The organism is Ramlibacter sp. WS9, from assembly GCF_003797765.1.
GTDB lineage: Bacteria > Pseudomonadota > Gammaproteobacteria > Burkholderiales > Burkholderiaceae_C > Ramlibacter.
In genome coordinates this window covers 75948-93055 of record NZ_RKMB01000004.1, presented here as the reverse complement: position 1 = coordinate 93055, position 17108 = coordinate 75948, and the positions used below count along the sequence as shown (strand labels likewise).

18 protein-coding genes and 1 pseudogene are annotated in these 17108 nt (G+C 65.0%); 10 read left to right on the top strand and 9 right to left on the bottom strand.

Annotation, left to right across the window (positions count from 1 at the left end):
- Nucleotide 1: 1 nt before the first annotated feature.
- Genes EEB15_RS08500 through EEB15_RS08480 form a run of 5 tightly spaced genes read left to right on the top strand, consistent with a single transcriptional unit; the run spans nt 2 to nt 4296 of the window.
- Complete coding sequence (locus EEB15_RS08500) at nt 2-940, top strand: LysR family transcriptional regulator (protein ID WP_141509402.1); 939 nt, start codon at nt 2-4, stop codon at nt 938-940.
- A gap of 34 nt (nt 941-974) precedes the next feature.
- Complete coding sequence (locus tag EEB15_RS08495; RefSeq protein WP_141509401.1) at nt 975-2195, top strand: CaiB/BaiF CoA-transferase family protein; 1221 nt, start codon at nt 975-977, stop codon at nt 2193-2195.
- Complete coding sequence (locus tag EEB15_RS08490) at nt 2192-3109, top strand: hydroxymethylglutaryl-CoA lyase (protein ID WP_141509400.1); 918 nt, start codon at nt 2192-2194, stop codon at nt 3107-3109. Before EEB15_RS08495 ends, EEB15_RS08490 begins: the two co-directional genes overlap by 4 nt.
- Nucleotides 3106-3498 carry a VOC family protein gene (locus tag EEB15_RS08485; protein WP_141509399.1) on the top strand — a complete coding sequence of 131 codons (393 nt, stop codon included), beginning with the start codon at nt 3106-3108 and terminating at the stop codon, nt 3496-3498. Before EEB15_RS08490 ends, EEB15_RS08485 begins: the two co-directional genes overlap by 4 nt.
- A 27-nt stretch (nt 3499-3525) precedes the next feature.
- Nucleotides 3526-4296 carry a tripartite tricarboxylate transporter substrate binding protein gene (locus EEB15_RS08480; protein WP_141509398.1) on the top strand — a complete coding sequence of 257 codons (771 nt, stop codon included), beginning with the start codon at nt 3526-3528 and terminating at the stop codon, nt 4294-4296.
- A gap of 7 nt (nt 4297-4303) precedes the next feature.
- Here EEB15_RS08480 and EEB15_RS08475 read toward each other — a convergent pair whose 3' ends face one another.
- Entirely contained in the window at nt 4304-4558 is a 255-nt protein-coding gene (locus EEB15_RS08475) for an acyl-CoA-binding protein (protein WP_141509397.1), read from the bottom strand.
- A gap of 149 nt (nt 4559-4707) precedes the next feature.
- Between EEB15_RS08475 and EEB15_RS08470 the strand changes: the two genes are divergently transcribed.
- Entirely contained in the window at nt 4708-6249 is a 1542-nt protein-coding gene (locus tag EEB15_RS08470; RefSeq protein ID WP_141509396.1) for a wax ester/triacylglycerol synthase family O-acyltransferase, read from the top strand.
- A 101-nt stretch (nt 6250-6350) separates the two neighbouring features.
- Here EEB15_RS08470 and EEB15_RS08465 read toward each other — a convergent pair whose 3' ends face one another.
- The 5 genes from EEB15_RS08465 to EEB15_RS08445 all read right to left on the bottom strand — a co-directional run bounded on the left by EEB15_RS08465 (nt 6351) and on the right by EEB15_RS08445 (nt 10249).
- A complete protein-coding gene (locus tag EEB15_RS08465) occupies nt 6351-6818 on the bottom strand; it encodes a hemerythrin domain-containing protein (RefSeq protein ID WP_141509395.1) in 468 nt (155 codons plus the stop codon).
- 62 nt (nt 6819-6880) lie between these two features.
- Nucleotides 6881-7654 carry a hypothetical protein gene (locus tag EEB15_RS08460; RefSeq protein ID WP_141509394.1) on the bottom strand — a complete coding sequence of 258 codons (774 nt, stop codon included), beginning with the start codon at nt 7652-7654 and terminating at the stop codon, nt 6881-6883.
- A 20-nt stretch (nt 7655-7674) separates the two neighbouring features.
- A complete protein-coding gene (locus EEB15_RS08455; RefSeq protein ID WP_141509393.1) occupies nt 7675-8337 on the bottom strand; it encodes a TetR/AcrR family transcriptional regulator in 663 nt (220 codons plus the stop codon).
- 2 nt (nt 8338-8339) lie between these two features.
- A complete protein-coding gene (locus tag EEB15_RS08450) occupies nt 8340-9581 on the bottom strand; it encodes a patatin-like phospholipase family protein (RefSeq protein WP_141509392.1) in 1242 nt (413 codons plus the stop codon).
- A 161-nt stretch (nt 9582-9742) separates the two neighbouring features.
- Nucleotides 9743-10249, bottom strand: a complete 507-nt coding sequence (locus EEB15_RS08445) for a phasin family protein (protein WP_141509391.1) — start codon at nt 10247-10249, stop codon at nt 9743-9745.
- A 211-nt stretch (nt 10250-10460) separates the two neighbouring features.
- Between EEB15_RS08445 and EEB15_RS08440 the strand changes: the two genes are divergently transcribed.
- The 3 genes and pseudogenes from EEB15_RS08440 to EEB15_RS34200 form a co-directional block, all read left to right on the top strand.
- Nucleotides 10461-12446, top strand: a complete 1986-nt coding sequence (locus EEB15_RS08440; RefSeq protein WP_141509390.1) for an SDR family oxidoreductase — start codon at nt 10461-10463, stop codon at nt 12444-12446.
- A 276-nt stretch (nt 12447-12722) separates the two neighbouring features.
- Nucleotides 12723-12923, top strand: coding sequence for a hypothetical protein (locus tag EEB15_RS34205; protein WP_233259416.1), 201 nt, complete (start codon nt 12723-12725; stop codon nt 12921-12923).
- A 41-nt stretch (nt 12924-12964) separates the two neighbouring features.
- Nucleotides 12965-13012 (top strand): annotated as a pseudogene (locus EEB15_RS34200) (hypothetical protein); the annotation flags it as partial.
- Between the two features lie 233 nt (nt 13013-13245).
- On the opposite strand, the gene EEB15_RS08425 reads toward EEB15_RS34200, so the two are convergent.
- The 3 genes from EEB15_RS08425 to EEB15_RS08415 all read right to left on the bottom strand — a co-directional run bounded on the left by EEB15_RS08425 (nt 13246) and on the right by EEB15_RS08415 (nt 15734).
- The gene (locus tag EEB15_RS08425) at nt 13246-14589 is read right to left on the bottom strand and encodes a bifunctional 2-polyprenyl-6-hydroxyphenol methylase/3-demethylubiquinol 3-O-methyltransferase UbiG (RefSeq protein WP_141509389.1); all 1344 of its coding nucleotides are present in this window, start codon (nt 14587-14589) and stop codon (nt 13246-13248) included.
- Nucleotides 14590-14875: 286 nt separating this feature from the next.
- A complete protein-coding gene (locus EEB15_RS08420; protein ID WP_141509388.1) occupies nt 14876-15292 on the bottom strand; it encodes a VOC family protein in 417 nt (138 codons plus the stop codon).
- A 151-nt stretch (nt 15293-15443) separates the two neighbouring features.
- A complete protein-coding gene (locus tag EEB15_RS08415; protein WP_233259415.1) occupies nt 15444-15734 on the bottom strand; it encodes a cupin domain-containing protein in 291 nt (96 codons plus the stop codon).
- 242 nt (nt 15735-15976) lie between these two features.
- Between EEB15_RS08415 and EEB15_RS08410 the strand changes: the two genes are divergently transcribed.
- Nucleotides 15977-17104: a glycosyltransferase gene (locus EEB15_RS08410; RefSeq protein WP_141509387.1), complete on the top strand. Its 1128-nt coding sequence runs from the start codon at nt 15977-15979 to the stop codon at nt 17102-17104.
- Nucleotides 17105-17108 lie beyond the last annotated feature (4 nt).

Sequence of the window (17108 nt, the reverse complement as noted above, 5' to 3'; positions counted from 1 at the left end):
CATGGCCGCCAGCTACAACCTGGCGCGGTTTGACCTGGTCTCGATCCGGCTGGCCGTGGCCTGCGCGCAAAGCGGCAGCCTCACTGCGGCAGCCCGCGAGCACCACTTGGCGCTGGCTGCGGCCAGCCGACGCATCAAGGACCTGGAAGCCGCGTTGGGCGAGCCGCTGTTCGAGCGGCATGCACGCGGCGTGGCGCCCACGCGGGCGGGCCGCGTGTTCGTCAAGCACGGCCTGGCGCTGCTGCAGACGCTTGACCTGCTGGGCGGTGAGCTGGCCGACCTGCGCCAGGGCATCGCGCGGCACATCCGCCTGTCGGCCAGCACCGCCGCCATCAACCAGTTCCTGCCGCCGCTGCTGGCCGGCTACGCGAAGCTCAAGCCGCAGATCCGCATCGATCTCGAAGAGCAAGTGTCTGACGCGGTGGGCGCGGCGCTGCGCGAAGGCCGCGCGGACGTCGGCGTGTTCGTCGAAGGGCCCGACACGGGCGGGCTGCGCACCCAGCTGTTCCGCACTGACGAATTGGTGGTGGTGCTGCCGGCGAAGCATCGGCTCGCGGGGCGCACGCCGCTGGCATTCGCCGACGCGCTGGACGAGGACTGGATCAGCCTCAACACGGGCGCGGCGATGCTGCAGCGGCAGCAGCAAGCGGCGCTCGCGGCCAACAAGCCGTTTCGCCTGCGCATGCAGGTGCGCAGTTTCGACGCGGTGTGCCATCTGGTCGCTTCGGGTCTAGGCCTTGCCGTGCTGCCGAAAGGCGCGACGCTGCCGATGCTGCGCGCCATGAAGCTCGACTGGCGGCCGCTGGCCGATGGGTGGGCCAAGCGGCGAATGTTGGTAGCAACCAGCGAAGGCAACCCCGATCCGGCCGTCGCGGAGCTGGTCGCCTACATGGTCCAGCCTTCGCAAACCGCGAAGCCCCGGCCGCGCAAGAAGCAATAGACCGCTGCCCCGGCCGCGCGCACACTTCGCGGCCATGGAGACACCCCAACACAACGCCGGCCCGCTGGCTGGGCTCAAGGTCCTGGAACTGGGCCAGCTCATCGCCGGGCCTTTCGCCGCCAAGACGCTCGCCGATTTCGGCGCCGAGGTCGTCAAGATCGAACCGCCCGGCGCCGGCGATCCGCTGCGCAAATGGCGCCTGCTCAAGGACGGCACCTCGGTGTGGTGGCAGGTGCAGTCGCGCAACAAGCGCTCGCTGGCGCTCGACCTCAAGGACGAAGCCGCGCAGGACATCGTGCGCAGGCTGGCCGCCGAAGCCGACGTGCTGATCGAGAACTTCCGTCCCGGAGCGATGGAAGGCTGGGGTCTGGCGCCAGAGGCGCTGCTGGAGATCAACCCGCGCCTCATCGTGCTGCGCATCAGCGGCTACGGCCAGACCGGGCCGTATCGCGACCGGCCCGGATTCGGCGTGGTGGCCGAGGCGATGGGCGGGTTGCGGCATCTCACAGCCGAGCCGGGCCGGGTGCCGGTACGGGTGGGCGTGTCGATCGGCGACACGCTGGCCGCCCTGCACGGCGTGATCGGCATCCTGTTGGCGCTGCAGCACCGGCATGCCAGCGGCGAGGGCCAGGTTATCGACGTCGCTCTGTACGAGGCGGTTTTCAACTGCATGGAAAGCCTGCTGCCCGAGTACAGCGCGTTCGGCGCCGTGCGCGGCGCTGCCGGCAGCGCGCTGCCGGGTATCGCGCCGAGCAACGCCTACCCGTGCAGCGACGGCGGCTACGCGCTGATCGCGGGCAATGGCGACAGCATCTTCAAGCGCTTGATGGCGGTGATCGGCCGTGATGACTTGGCCTCTGACGCGGCGTTGGCCGACAACGCGGGCCGGGTCGCGCAGGTGGAAAAGATCGACGCGGCCATCGGCGCCTGGACCGCGAGCCGCACCGTCGATGCCGTGCTGGAAGCGCTCGACAAGGCCGCCGTCCCCGCGGGACGAATCTACACCGTGGCCGACATCGCGGCCGATCCGCACTACGCGGCACGTGGCATGCTCGACAAGGTGCGCATGGACGACGGCACAGAGCTCACCGTCCCCGGGGTCGTGCCCAAGCTCTCGCTCACGCCGGGTGGCCACCGGCGCAATGCGCCGCTGCCAGTGGGGCAGGACACGGACGCGGTGCTGCGCGAAGTGGGCCTCACGCCCGAACAGATCGATGCGCTCCGGGCACGCGGCGTGATCGGGGGCAAGGCATGAGGCGGATCCATTTCAATGAGGTGGTGACGCGCGACGGCTTCCAGATGGAGCCGCGCTTCGTGCCCACCGACGACAAGGTCGCGCTGGTTGATGCCCTGAGCGAATGCGGCTACGCCAAGATCGAGGTGACGTCGTTCACCTCGCCCAAAGCCATTCCGATGCTGCGCGATGCCGAGGAGGTGATGGGCCGGATCCGGCGCGTGGCCGGCGTCGAATACACCGTGCTGGTGCCCAACCTGCGCGGCGCCGAGCGTGCGATGGAGTCGCGCGCCGACGAGCTCAACCTCGTGATGTCGACGTCCGAGACGCACAACCGCGCCAATCTGCGGATGACGCGCGAACAAAGCTTCAACGGCCTGGCCGAAGTGATCCGCGCGGTGGAAGGCCGGGTGGCGGTCAACGTCTCGCTTTCGACCTGCTTCGGCTGCCCGATGGAAGGTGAAGTGCCGCAGGCCGAAGTGCTGCGCTGGGCTTCGCGCTTCGCCGAGCTGGGTGTGCGCGGCCTGACGATCTGCGACACCACCGGCATGGCGCACCCCGCGCAGGTGGCGCGCATGGTCGATGCGCTGCAAGCGGCCTTCGCGGCATTGCAGCTCACCCTGCACTTCCACAACACCCGCGGCATGGGCCTGGCCAACGTGCTGGCGGCGCTGCAGGGCGGCATCACCCGCTTTGACGGCTCGCTCGGTGGGCTGGGCGGTTGCCCCTACGCGCCCGGCGCGAGCGGCAACATTGCCAGCGAGGATGCCATCCACATGCTGGATGCGATGGGCTACGACACGGGCATGGATATCGAAGGGCTGCTGGATGTGGCCCGCCACCTGCCGCAGGTCGTTGGCCATGAAGTGCCCGGCCAGGTCGCCAAAGCCGGCCGCATCACCGACCTGCATCCGGCACCGCAGGAGCAAGCATGATCGACCATCTGGACCACCTCGTGCTGACCACGGCGCATGAGGCGCAATGCATTTCGTTCTACACGGAAGTGCTGGGCATGGTACTGGAAACATTCGTCGGCGGCACACCGCCAGTGGAGCGCCGGGCGTTCAAGTTCGGCCACCAGAAAATCAACCTCCATGTGCAGGGCCGCGAGTTCGAACCCAAGGCGCATCTCCCGGCGCCGGGCTCGCTGGACCTGTGCTTCATGGCCGGCGTGCCGCTGCAGCAGGTGATCGAACGGCTGGCGCAACACGGCTGGCCCGTCATCGAAGGCCCGGTCGTGCGGACCGGCGCGACCGGAAAGATCCGTTCGGTCTACGTACGCGACCCGGACTTGAACCTGATCGAGATTTCAGAGCCCGCCTGAGAAGGCAACACCCACAAGGAGACTTCCATGCAAAGACGCCAACTGCTGGCGTGGGGCAGCGCTGCGCTCGCCGCCAGCCCCTCGTTGTTCGCCCAGGGCAAATACCCGCAGCGCCCCATCACCCTGGTCGTGCCGACCGCGCCCGGCGGCAGCACCGACTTCACCGCCCGGCTGGTGTCCGACCAACTGGCGCGCGCCCTCGGCCAACCGGTGGTCGTGGACAACAAGCCTGGCGCCTCGGGCAACATCGGCAATCAGCTGGTGGCGCGCGCCAAGCCCGACGGCTACACGCTGCTGGTGTCGTACAGCGGCTACCACGTCGGCAATCCGCACCTGTTCAAGCAGCTCACCGGTACCTTCATCACCCACATCCCGTACAAGGGCTCCGGCCCCGCGGTGCAGGACTTGATGGGCGGGCAGGTGGACCTGTTCATCACCACGCCGGCCGGCGTGGTGAGCCAGATCCAGGCGGGCCGCCTCAACGCACTGGCGGTCACCAGCCGGGAGCGGCTGTCGTCGCTGCCCCAGGTGCCCACGGCCGCGGAGTCGGGCATCAAGGGCTACGATCTCGATTCGTGGTTCGCTCTGTACGCGCCGGCCGGCACGCCCGCCGACGTGGTGCAGTTGCTCAACGCGGAGGTGGGGAAGATCCTGGCGTCGCCCGAGGTGCGCCGCAAAGCGGAGGACTCGGGCACAGCCATCGAACTCATGGCGCCCGCCCAATTGGGCGAGTTCACCAAGAAAGAGCTGGACTACTGGGGTCGCGTGATCAAGGGCGCCAGGATCACGCTGGAGTGACGCCAAGTCAGCTGAGCGAGGCGATCAGGTCGATGTACTGCTGCATGGCGTCGTCGTTGGACGTGCCCTTGAGGCCGTTCCAGGCGTCCCACTTGGCGCGGCCCACCATGTCGCCGAAGCCGGGCTTCTTTTCGGTGTTGTCGCCGGCGGTGCCCTGCTTGTACAGGGCGTAGAGCTTGAGCAGCGTGGCGTTGTCGGGGCGCTCGGTGAGGTTCTTCGATCCGGCGACGGCGGCTTCGAACGCGGCTTTGAGGTCGGCCATGAATGCTCCTTGGTTTTGTAGTGGCGATGGGGGCCCGCATCTACCTTTTAGCGGCGCCTGCGGGTAACTTCGCGGTATCTTACGGCCAGCCGACCGCCCAGAATAGGGGCCGCTGCCGAATAACACCAAGCTCCCCGGAGGCCCATCGCATGGTTACCCGTATCGTTGCCACCCAAGCCGCAGGCGCCGCCGTACAGCGCGCCGGTAAAACCGCGCGACAGGCTGCCAAGGTCGTCCAGAAGAACGCCACGCGAGCTGCGAGCGGCATGCTGGGCCTCTCCGGCGAACGCATGACCAAGGTCGACACCGCCTGGCTGCGGATGGATTCGCCGAGCAACCTGATGATGATCGTGGGCGTCTGGACGCTGAAGCCGGGCATCGGCTACGACGAACTTTGCCAGCGTGTCGAGGAGCGGCTGCTCAAGTACGCGCGCTTTCGCCAGCGGGTGGTGGAAGACGCGGCCGGCGCCACCTGGGTGGAGGACGCGGAGCTCGACGTGCGTCGCCACGTCGTCCGCGAGAAGCTGCCCAAGCGGCCCAAAGGCCAGGAGCAGGCCGCGCTCCAGGAACGCGTCGGCGAACTCGCCATGCAGCCGCTGGACCACAAGCATCCGCTGTGGCAGTTCCACCTGGTCGAGGACTACCAGGGCGGCAGCGCGCTGCTGGTGCGCATCCATCACTGCATCGCCGACGGCATCGCATTGATATCCGTCACCATGTCTTTGGTCGATGGGGGCGAGGCGCCACCGGAGCGCAAGCGCAAACAAGCCTCGGCCGGTGCGGAAGACTGGATCGCCGACACCTTGATCAAGCCATTCACCGACATGACGGTGAAGGCGTTGGGCGCGGCGGGCGAGGGCGCTGCGCGTTCGCTGGGCATGCTGCGCGACCCGCAAAAAGGGATCGCGGGCTCGCTGGATCTGGCGAAGCTGGCCTACCAGGTGGTGAGCGACGCGGCGTCGCTGGCCCTGATGCCCGACGATTCCAAGACCCGTTTGAAGGGCAAGCCCGGCACCGCGAAGCGCGTGGCCTGGTGCCAGCCGATCCCGCTGGATGAAGTGAAGGCCGTTGGCAAGGCGCTGAACTGCTCGATCAACGACGTGCTCCTGAGTTGTGTCGCGGGCGCGTTGGGCGAATACCTGAAGTCGCTGGGTGATGACGTCACCGGCCAGGAAATACGGGCGATGATCCCTGTCAACCTGCGTCCGCTGGACCAAGCCTACAAATTGGGCAACCGCTTCGGGCTGGTGCCTCTGGTGCTGCCGATCGGCATGGAAAATCCCATAGAACGCGTGTACGAGGTGCGCCGCCGCATGAACGCGTTGAAAGGCAGCACGCAGCCGCTGCTGGCGTTCGGTTTGCTTGCGGTGGCGGGCCTGCTGATCAAGCCGGCGCAGGAAGCGATGCTCAGCCTGTTCGGCAAGAAGACGACCGCCGTGATGACGAACGTGCCGGGCCCGCGCGAGAAGCTGAAGTTCCTCGGCTCGACGCTGGAGCAAAGCATGTTCTGGGTGCCGCAGTCCGGCGACATCGGGCTCGGTGTTTCCATCCTGAGCTACGGCGGCGGCGTGCAGTTCGGCGTGATCACCGACACGCAGCTGTGCCCGGATCCGCAGAAGATCATCGACGAGTTCGAACCGGAATTCGCGAAGCTGTCTCTCGTGACGTTGATGCTGCCTTGGGGAGAATGAAATTCGCGCAGGGCGAGGGGCCCCCGCTTGCGGGGATCGACCCGCGAATTCATTCCTGAGTTCTGAAGGGCTCGACGCCCTTCAGAACGAACAAGCGCGCCTCAGCTTTCCGCAGAGCTGACCGGCATCTGGCCCAGCCGGAAAGTCATGAACTCCGCCTCATAGTCCTTGGCCAGTGATTTCTTCTGCGCTTCGGGCAGCACCTTGCCTGCGAGTTGGAAGATCGCATGCTCCTCATCTTCCAGGTGGTGGTAGACCTTGTGGTGCAGCTTCCTGAAATGCGCCAGCCAGCCCGGCGAGCTGAACTCCATCTTGTTCAGTTCATCGACCAACTCGTCCATCTCGTGATGTTCGGCCATGCCATGGCGGGCCTGCGCCATCGACTCGTCGAAAGCGATCAACGGGGAGTAGAAGCAGCGTTCCTCGGCCGCCGCGTGCGCGGCCAACTCGTGCTTCAGCTCCCGAAACAGGCGGTTGCGGTCGGGCGAATCGCCTTGGGTTTCCAGGATCTGGGTGGCAAGGGCACGCTGGGTGTCATGCGACAAGCGCAGGGCTTCGAAGATATTCATGGCCGCCATCGTGCGCGAGGCGGGGCCTGCTTGCCTGTAGGCCGGCAGCGCGAAAGAAGCGGCTAATCGTCCAGTTCGGCCTTGGCCAGCTCCAAGTCCAGCCGCTCCATCGCATCCATCGGCTTGCTGCCGGCGGCCTGCTCGTAGAGCTTGGTGGCTTCCTTCATCCGCTTGTCGCCCTCGAGCATCACCATGCCGTTGGCGTATTCGATCATCGCGATCGCGGAGTGGGGGTTGAGCTTGAGGGCGTCCTGGTACAAACGCAGCCCGATGTCCCGCTTCGCGCCGTAGGTCATGCCGCCGATGAGCGAGCCGACTTTGTCGATCACTTCCGCATGGAATGCGGCCAGCGCGACATGCGCATCGGCGTGCTTGGGCTGCAGCTTGATGGTCTTTTCCAGCGCGTCCTTGACCTTGGTGCCGAGCCCCTGGGCGAGCGCCTTGGCCACGCTGATGCCCTGGCTGTAGCGGCCCAACGAATAGGCCTGCCAGTACCAGGCGTTCGGGTTCTTCGCATCTTCCCCGGCCTGCGCTTCGGCGCGCTGCGCTACTTCCATGAACAGATCGAGCTTGTTCTTTTCCTTCTTTTCGAGATAGTTCGCGTAGATCGCCGTGGCCTTGTTGGCAACCGTGATGCCGTCGCCACCGGCCGCGATGCCGGCCTCGGTGGCCTTCTGGAAATCTCCGCTGTGGAAAAGCGCCCAGGCCTCGAGCACAGCCTTGTCCTTTGGCAACGGCTCGGCGTCGCCGGCGTGCAGCCGCGTCCAATGCTTCTTCACGCTGGCGGCGTCGAACGTGTATTCGCCCAGATGGGGAAAAGCCGTCCACTTGGCCATGCTTGTCTCCTATTTACTTTTCAGTTTGCCGGGTTGCTGTAGGCCGCGATCAATCCCAGCAGGTGCATACGCTGGCCCTGTTCCAGGTAGGGTACCAGCAGGTTAAGCACATGATGCGCGCCGCGCAACAGGGCGAGCTGGGCACTTTCGGGTTCCAGCGCCCGCCGCGGGTCTCGCACGTATTCGTAGCTCAGCCAGTAGGTCAGCACCACCACCATGCTCGTGGCCGTGGCCTCGACCTCGCGCGAGTCGATGCTCACCGCGCCGGAGCGGCTCATGCCGTCGAGCATGGCCTTGACCGCGCGCGTCTTGTTCTTCAGCACCCACTGGAAATGTGTTTCCAGGCGCCGGTTCTTCGACAGGAGGTCGTTCAGGTCGCGGTAGAGAAATCGGTACTGCCAGATCAGTTCAAACAGCGTGTGCATGAAGAACCAGGCGTCTTCGACGTCGCGCACGCCGTCGCTGGCGTTGAGCAGCTCGCTCAACGACCGCTCGTAGCGGTCGAAGAGCGAATTGATCAGTTCGTCCTTGGCCGGGTAGTGGTAGTACAGGTTGCCGGGGCTGATGTTGAGCTCGGCCGAAATCAGCGTCGTCGACACATTGGGTTCGCCAAACCGGTTGAAGAGGTCGAGCGTCACTTCCAGGATGCGCTCGGCCGTACGGCGAGGGGCCTTCTTAGCCATGTTCAAGCAGCGCGCATGGGCGCGGGCAGTGCGTGGCTGAGGTCGTCCATGACCTCCTGCAGCGAAGCGATGGCCTGGCCGATCCGCGTTTTTGCCGGAGTTGCCGCGACCAAGTGCCGGCGCGCGTCGTCCAGGACATCCATGCGCAGCCGGATGCCGTGCCGTTGGAGCTTGGCCGTGAGGCTGATGCGGCGCGAGCGAAGCATCGCTCGCGTCTGCTGGTAGGCGTGCTCGGCCAACTGACGGCGCCGGCCGTAGCTGAACGTGTTGGCCAGGTAGAGCTCTGGATCGCGATGATCGGGCTCGATCAACACGATGTCGGTTCGCGGGTAGGCGCGCTCGTAGTGCTTCATGCCCAGCTCCATGCGCGAATGGATCATGGAGCGGAAGGTCTGGCTCAAAACCGCCGGCAGGCCACCGTCGGCGATACGCGGAATGGAGCGCTTTTCGGCCGGCACTCCGCGCTGCATGACCCGGGCAGTGGCGGGTTCGGTGGAATTGAACGGCACCAGCGGGTTGAGGCACAGCATGAGGTCGACGCCGTCGTCCAGCGCGATCGAAGCGTGCATGGTCTTCTTGAGAGCGCCGTCGACGAAATACTGGTCGTCGATCTCGACCGGCGGAAAGAGACCGGGCAGGGCAGAGCTCGCCTGCACCGCTTTCGAGATCGGGACATGGTCCCAGCCCGGGCGGCCGAAAGGCGCAGCCTCGCCGGTATCGAGGTTGGTGGCCACCAGCGTCAGCTGCGCCTTCAGTTCGCGGAAGTCGTTGCTGCGCCCGGCGCGCGAGAACAGGCGCCCCAGCCGCTGGTCGATCTGGTCGTTGGAGAAAATGCCGGTGGGCAAGCTCGGGCCCAGCCGCTCGATCGAATGCGTCAACGAGCGCCGCCCCACTGTGGCGCGCCACAGCGCGGACGCTGCCAGCCCCGGGAACATGATGGCGCGGCGCGCGAATTCGTCATACGCCGGCTTCATCAGCCACGATGGGTCGAACACTTCGCCCGCGCCGTCATCGGCTTCGATGAAGGAGGCGCACAGCTCGCGGGGCGACATGCCGTTGGCCAGGCCCGCGGCGATGAAGCCGCCGGCCGACACGCCCACATAGTGGTCCAGCGCCGTGAAATCAATGCCTGCCAGCGATTCGTCCAGGGCGCACAACGCGCCGATTTCGTAGATCGCACCCAGTGGGCCCCCACCGGCAAGTGCCAGCGCGATCTTGGGTGCAGGCGATTTTATTTTTGTCATGAATGGGCAGTGTAGGGTGCTTGCAGGGCGTCCCGTGTTGCGTTGCAACAAACCGCGCGGACATAGTCAACCGGCAGGTTGCGCGGCCGCTAACAATTGCGCAGCTTGTTATGCGGACGCAAAAAGGGCGCCGAAGCGCCCTTGTTGCAAAGCGTGTCGCCTCACGCAGACTTGCGAGCCGTGGCGCGCTTGGCTGCCGGCTTGACGGCGCCATTCGTGGCGGCGCGCGGGGCTGAGGCCGACTTGGCGCTCAGCTTGGCGACGTTGCGATTGAGTTCCTCGATCCGCGCGATCAACACGTCGATGTCCTTGGACGAAGGCACGCCCAGCTTGTTGAGAGCCTTGGAGACGCGCTCTTCGAAGATGTCTTCCAGCTTGCCCCATTGGCCCGAAGCCTTGGACGAGATGTCGGTGGCCATGGTGGCCATGCGGTTGGTGGCCTCGGAGATCTTCTCTTCGGCGGCGGCCTGCGTCTTGCGCTGGATCGACGTGCCTTCCTTCACCAGGGCTTCGAACACCTTGCCGCCTTCTTCCTGGGCCTTCGCGAATGCGCCCAGGCCAGCCAGCCAGATCTGCTGCGCCGATTCCTTGACGGTACCCGACAACTGGGCGCCGGTCTTCTTGTCGGTGGTGGTGGTGTTGGACGACTTGTTGACTTTCTTGACCATGGTGGCCTCCGGACGTAGGTTGGGGTGCGCCCCACGATGGAGCGCATGGACGCACTGTAAGCCGCAGCGGGCCACTGGTTTAGGGTTCGCCTCCTAAAGCGCTAGACGGGCGACCTCAACCGCGTCACGGGTTTGTGCTGAATGATCAGGCCTTCGCTTTGGGCAAGAATGCCCGACAACATACCAACAAGCTCTCCAGGAGAAACTCCCCATGCAATATTTCGTCACCGGCGCGACCGGCTTCATCGGCAAGCGCCTCGTCAAGAAGCTGCTCGAGCGCAAAGGCTCGGTTGTGCACTTCCTCATCCGCAAGGAGAGCGAGGGCAAGGTTGCCGGCCTGCGGGAATACTGGGGCGTCTCCGCGGCACGCGCGGTACCGGTGTTCGGGGACCTCACGGCCAAGAAGCTGGGCGTTGCCGCTGACGATACGAAGAAGCTCAAGGGCCAAGTCGACCACTTCTACCATCTGGCCGCGGTGTACGACCTGGCCGCCGACGAGGAAAGCCAGGTCGCCGTCAACATCGACGGAACGCGCAACACGGTGGAATTCGCCAAGGCCATCGACGCGAGTCACTTTCACCACGTCTCGTCCATCGCCGCCGCCGGCCTGTACGAAGGTGTATTCCGCGAAGACATGTTCGAGGAAGCCGAGAACTACGACCACCCGTACTTCCGCACCAAGCACGAGAGCGAGAAGATCGTGCGCAAGGAGTCCAAGGTGCCCTGGACGGTGTACCGCCCGGCGATGGTGGTGGGCGACAGCCAGACCGGCGAGATGGACAAGATCGACGGCCCCTACTACTTCTTCAAGCTGATCCAGCGCATGCGCCAGCTGCTGCCGCCGTGGATGCCGGCCGTGGGCCTGGAGGGCGGGCGCGTCAACATCGTGCCGGTGGATTTCGTGGTCGACGCGCTCGACTACCTGTCGCACAAGGCCGATATCACGAAGCGCTGCTTCCACCTGGTGGATCCGGTGGGCTACCGCGTCGGCGACGTTTTGGACATCTTCAGCCGCGCCGCACATGCGCCGCGCATGAACCTGTTCGTCAATGCGGCGCTGCTGGGCTTCATTCCCAAGAGCATCAAGAAGGGCCTGATGGCGGTGGCGCCGATCCGCCGCATCCGCGCCGCGATCATGAAGGACTTGGCGCTGCCGGAGGACATGCTCACCTTCGTCAACTACCCGACGCGTTTCGACAACCGCGAAACGGCGGCGGCGCTCAAGGGCTCGGGCATCACGGTGCCCAACCTGAAGGACTACGCCTGGCGCATCTGGGATTACTGGGAGCGTCACCTGGACCCGGACCTGCACATCGACCGGTCCCTCCGCGGCACGGTGGGCGGCAAGGTGGTGCTGGTCACCGGCGGCTCCTCCGGCATCGGCTTGGCGGCAGCACACAAGTTCGCCGAGGCCGGCGCCGTCACGATCATCTGCGGGCGCGACCAGGACAAGCTCGATGAGGCCTGCAAGGAAGCCAAGGCCAAGGGTTACGAGTTTGTCGCCTATGCCGCCGACATCGCCGACATGGCCGACTGCGACCGCTTCATCGCGCTCCTGGTCGAAAACCACGGCGGCGTCGACTTCCTGATCAACAACGCCGGCCGCTCGATCCGCCGCGCGATCGAGTCCAGCTACGACCGCTTCCACGACTTCGAGCGCACCATGCAGCTGAACTACTTCGGCTGCCTGCGCGTGACCATGGGCCTCTTGCCCGGCATGGCCGAGCGCCGCAAGGGGCATGTGGTCAACATCAGCTCGATCGGCGTGCTGACCAACGCGCCGCGCTTCTCGGCCTACGTGGCCAGCAAGGCGGCGCTGGATGCCTGGACGCGCTGTGCCTCGAGCGAGTTCGCCGACCGCGGCATCACCTTCACCACGATCAATATGCCGCTGGTGCGCACACCCATGATTGCGCCCACCGGCATCTACAACAACGTGCCGACGCTGGCGCCCGAAGAGGCGGCCGACATGATCGCCGACGCCTGCATCTCCAAGCCGGTGCGCATCGCCACGCGCCTGGGCATTTCCGGCCAGGTGCTGCACGCGCTGCTGCCGCGCGTGGCCCAGATCGCAATGAACACCAGCTTCCGCATGTTCCCCGATTCGTCCGCCGCCAAGGGCGACAAGGGCGGGAAGCCGACCCTGTCGCCCGAGGCGATCGCGATGCAGCAGATGATGAGGGGCATCCACTTCTAAGAGAATTTTCCAATTCACGTATGGGCCTGAAGGGCGGTTGATGCGGCGAGCTGTAGTGGCGAGTCGACCGGGTTGAAAGGGGCAGTTTAAGGGGCGAGGATGTGTCTGCGGGTTTCTTCATCTGCAGGCCCCCTGCCAGGCCGCCGGAGGCGCCCCCGATCATGCATGTACTCATGCGTGATCCCTGCCCCTCGATGGAGGCGCTGCGTTGTTCTGGCCCGGCGCGCGGGCTTGGCTTTTTTGCCGGTTGAATTGCTCACACAATTCTGCCTTGGCTTGTTGCATTGCCTGGGCGGTGGCCAGGTCGGTTTGCGCGCCGGCCTGAGCCTGCAAGGCTTCACGACGCTGGCGTTCTTGCTCTCGGCCAGGGCGTTGTCGTTGCTGTGGCGAGAGCGTGATTTGGTCTGCTCAATGCGCACTTTCTCCACCAGCTGGGCGACCCGGCCGTTGATGTACTTCGAGCCGTTGTCCGAGTGAAAGCCCTCTGGCCCCTGATATCGATCCAGCGCAGCCACGACATGGGCTGGAACGGCTGGACCTGGCTGCTGATCCTCATTCCCCTGGTCGGACGGATCTGGGTCTTCAGGGCCGGCACGCGGGGCCGCAACGACTACGGCCGGCCCCCGCCGCCGAACACGACCGCGTGCGCATCGGCGCATTCCTGTTCCCGGCGATCATGGTCATCGGCATCCTGGCGGCAATCGCGCTGCCGACGTACCAGCAATACGTGATGCGCGTCAAGGCAGCGCAGTTGAAATAAGAGGCAGCGTCGGGCGCCCACGGCCGTCAGGTGGTCGCCTCACTTCTTGCTGAGTATCGCCTTCAACGATCCGCCGTTCACTTTCGCTGAAAGAGGGACAAGCCCTGCGGCTTCAAATATCCGCCAATATTCCGAAGTGCTGAAAACCTGTTCGTTGATTCCCTTCAAGAGGTCCCGGACTGTCGAGGCCGCAGCGAGCGAGTCGCCCACGGGTTCGCACATGACTGCCAGGACTCCCGCCGGCCGAAGCAACCCGCTCAACTTTTTGAGCAGCAAATCAGGTTCCGGAAAGTGATGCAGGGTACTGAACATGCCTACGACATCGAATGATCCGGGAGCGAATGGCGGATCAAAAGCGTCCGCGCACATAAATGCCAAACGATGGGTGAAGCGATCCCCAAAGTAAAGGCTGCCCAGTTCCAGCAGTGGAGCGCTGATATCAAGCGCCACAACTTCAGAATCCTCAAGCCACGCCAATTGCGGATGGGGTCCGCTTCCAATTTCAAGAATTCTCGATCGCGATATGCTTTCCCTCGTCAGATACGACAGCAGGAAAGCCAGGGCGTCCTGATGGTCTTTTCCATAGTCGGCAATGGGCGGATCGAATCGCACCATTCCAACGTGATGATGATCTGTCCGAACAGCGCCAACTGCGACTGATATGTCCAGGTACTGGCTGGCTTGCTCACGCGATCCAGGGCACTCAAGGGTGATGCGCACAGTTGCGTCACCGGCTGCTTCGGGCGCCGTCATCCGGATCGGCATGGTTATCGCTCGACCTGGGGCCACGTCGATCGGAAAGTGCGCATAGGCAGGTTCGCCTCTGAGTCCGCGCCATTCCGCCTTTAGCGCGACAGGGTTCCGTGTTCGTGACGACCAAGCCTGCGCTCCAGCGTTTCTTACGCGGACGTTCGCAGAGAACGCTTCGGACTTCCCGGCCCTGGGAGGGAAATAGTGCCGCTCGAAGACGACGCCGATTCCTTGGTTGGCTTGGGCGTCTGGCGCAGGATGATCGAATTTGTCTTTCCCAAAGAAGCGGTCATACACGTCTTCGATCTCGGCAGTCAGTGAATCAACTTCGGTCTTGAGTTTCGACGCGCGACTCAATACGCTGGAAACGGCCTTAACGGTCGCCGGATCCTTGCCGAGCGCCAGCACTTCGCAGATGCGATCCACGAATTCCTGGGCCACGGCAAGCTCTGCTCCACGCTCGTTTTCCACATACCTATTGAAAAAATCCGGCACGTTGCAATGCGCAGGCCATGAAATCATGCAACTTCCACAATGGTACCCGTCCGCTTTGACGACAAGCTTCGGCGTCTTGCATTTGGGACAGACCAATACATGCTCTTCGATGAGTTTTTGGGTAAGCGATACCGTCATGATCGTTTCTTCGGTGAAAGTGGGATTTTGCCCCAGTCGCCAGAGGTGCCCGCCACAGCGGCGAGCCTGGCCTAAAGGCGCACCAATCGCCCCAGCGTTCCAGCGAGCCGCTGGGCCTTCGTGTCCGTCAGCACCATGATGCCCGCCGAGGTGCGAATACCCCGACTCCGGCAAGATCGGCGCCTACGGCGGGCAGACCTTGCGGCCATGACGCGCCCCTCACACGCGCTGGACTATTGGGACGGCGAGTAGACGGCCCAGCAAGACGGGCGCGGGTTGGAACGCATCAGGTCTGGGCGCCGCCCTGCATCCCCGCCGGATTCATCCGGACCGTGCCCCACAGGTGGCCGTCCGGGTCGGCCAAATCCCGCGAATACATGAAGCCGAAGTCCTCGGGCGGGTTCGCGTCGGCCTTGCCGCCGTGCGCCGCGGCGGCGCGTTGCATCGCATCGATGGCCTCGCGGCTGTCCATCGCCAGCGAGAGCATGTGCCCGGCCGAGCCCGGCGCGGGGAAGGGCCGCTGCGTGAACGTGCGCCACTTGGCGTGGGTGATCAGCATCACCTGGATCGCCTCGCTCCACACCATGCAGGTGCCCGTGTCGTCGCTGAGCTGCGGGTTGGGCTCGAAGCCCAAGGCCTTGTAGAAGGCGGTCGAGGCCGCCAGGTCGGCAACGGGCAGGCTGATGAAGATCGACTTGGTCATGAGGTGCTCACTCGGTTCGTTGAAGGGGCGAAGGCTCCGCGTATTCGGAACCTCCATCCCTACGACAAACGAGGGGCGCCAGAATCGACAACCTGCTACCTGTGTCCTACTAACGGAAATTGCGCGTGGCCGGTTGGCCGGGCGCGGCCGTTCAGATCACGCACCGCGGCGCGGCGGTCGCTATATCCCCGCTGTTCGGCGTCCCGGTCGGCTCGATCAGCAGCAGGTGCGCCTCCTTGATCGCGCGTGGCCTGTGTTGCACGCCTTTCGGCACGATGAACATCTGGCCGGCGCCCAGGTGCATGGTGCGCCCGCCTTCCAGGTCGATCTCGAGTTCACCTTCGAGCACCAGGAAGAAATCATCCGTGTCGCGGTGCGAGTGCCACTTGTACTCGCCCTGCACCTTCACCACCATCACGTCGTTGCCGTTGTACTCGCTCACCGTGCGCGGCTGCCAGTGGCCTTCGAAGGAGACCAGAGCGCGCGCAGATCGATTGCCTGTACCATGTCTATACCTCCGTATCGAAGGATACCTGCGTCAGGATCGGTACTGGTGGGCAGTGGAGCATTCACGCGCGCCCATCACCGAAGAGCTGCCTTCGACAGCGGCCGCCCGCGGCGGACCGCTTAGAATGGCGCCGCGCCTGGGCCGCGTGCGTTCGCAGGGCCACGTCGCATGGCCCCATGAAAGTACTGCACGTTTACAAGAGTTACTACCCCGACAGCATGGGCGGCATCGAACAGGTGATCGCCCAGCTGGGACGGGGCCTGTCCGCGCTGGGCCACGAGAACCGCGTTTTCACGCTCAGCGCGGATCCGCTGCCCGCGGTACTGCAGCGCCCTGAAGGCCAGGTCCACCGCAGCCGCCTGACAGCCGAGGTGGCATCCAATCCTGTTTCGTTCGCCGCGCTGCCCGAATTCCGCCGCCAGCTGCGCTGGGCCGACGTGGTCCACTACCAGTTTCCCTGGCCTTTCGCCGACCTGCTGCAACTGCTCAACGCGCGCAAGCCGAGCGTGGTGACCTACCAGTCCGACATCGTGCGGCAAAAGTTTCTCCTGCGCGCTTACACGCCGCTCATGAACCACTTCCTCGAGTCTGCCGACATCGTGGTGGCAACGTCGCCTCAATACCGCGACAGCAGCCCGGTGCTGGGCCGCCTGAAGTCCGAGGTTCGCGTGATCCCCAACGGAATCGACGAGTCGACCTATCCCCAGCCCTCGCCCGAGCGGGTCGCAGAGTGGCGCGCGCGAGTCGGCGAAGGCTTCTTCCTTTTTGTGGGCGTGCTGCGCTATTACAAAGGCCTGGACACATTGCTGCAAGCCGCCCAGGGCTTCGCGGGCCAGATCGTCATCGCGGGATCCGGCCCCGAAGAGGCCGCGCTGCAGCAGCACGCCGCGCGCGAACGGCTGGACAACGTGCGCTTCCTCGGTTCCGTCACCGACGAGGACAAGATGTGCCTGCTGCAGCTGTCGCGCGGATTCGTCTTTCCGTCGGACCTGCGTTCCGAAGCCTTCGGGATGTCGCTGGTGGAAGCCGCGATGAGTGCGCGGCCCATGGTCAGTTGCGAGATCGGGACGGGCACGTCGTTCATCAACGTCGACGGCGTCACCGGCTGGACGGTGCCGCCGCGGGATCCTCAGGCGCTGCGCGACGCCATGCATCGGCTGCAGGACGAGCCCGCCAGGGCACTGGCGATGGGTGCGGCGGCACGCGAACGGTTCCTGACATTGTTCACGGCCCGGGCGATGGCGCATGCTTACAACGACGCGTACCGGGATGTGATTTCCGCGGGGCAGGCCGTGCTGCCGTGAGGGC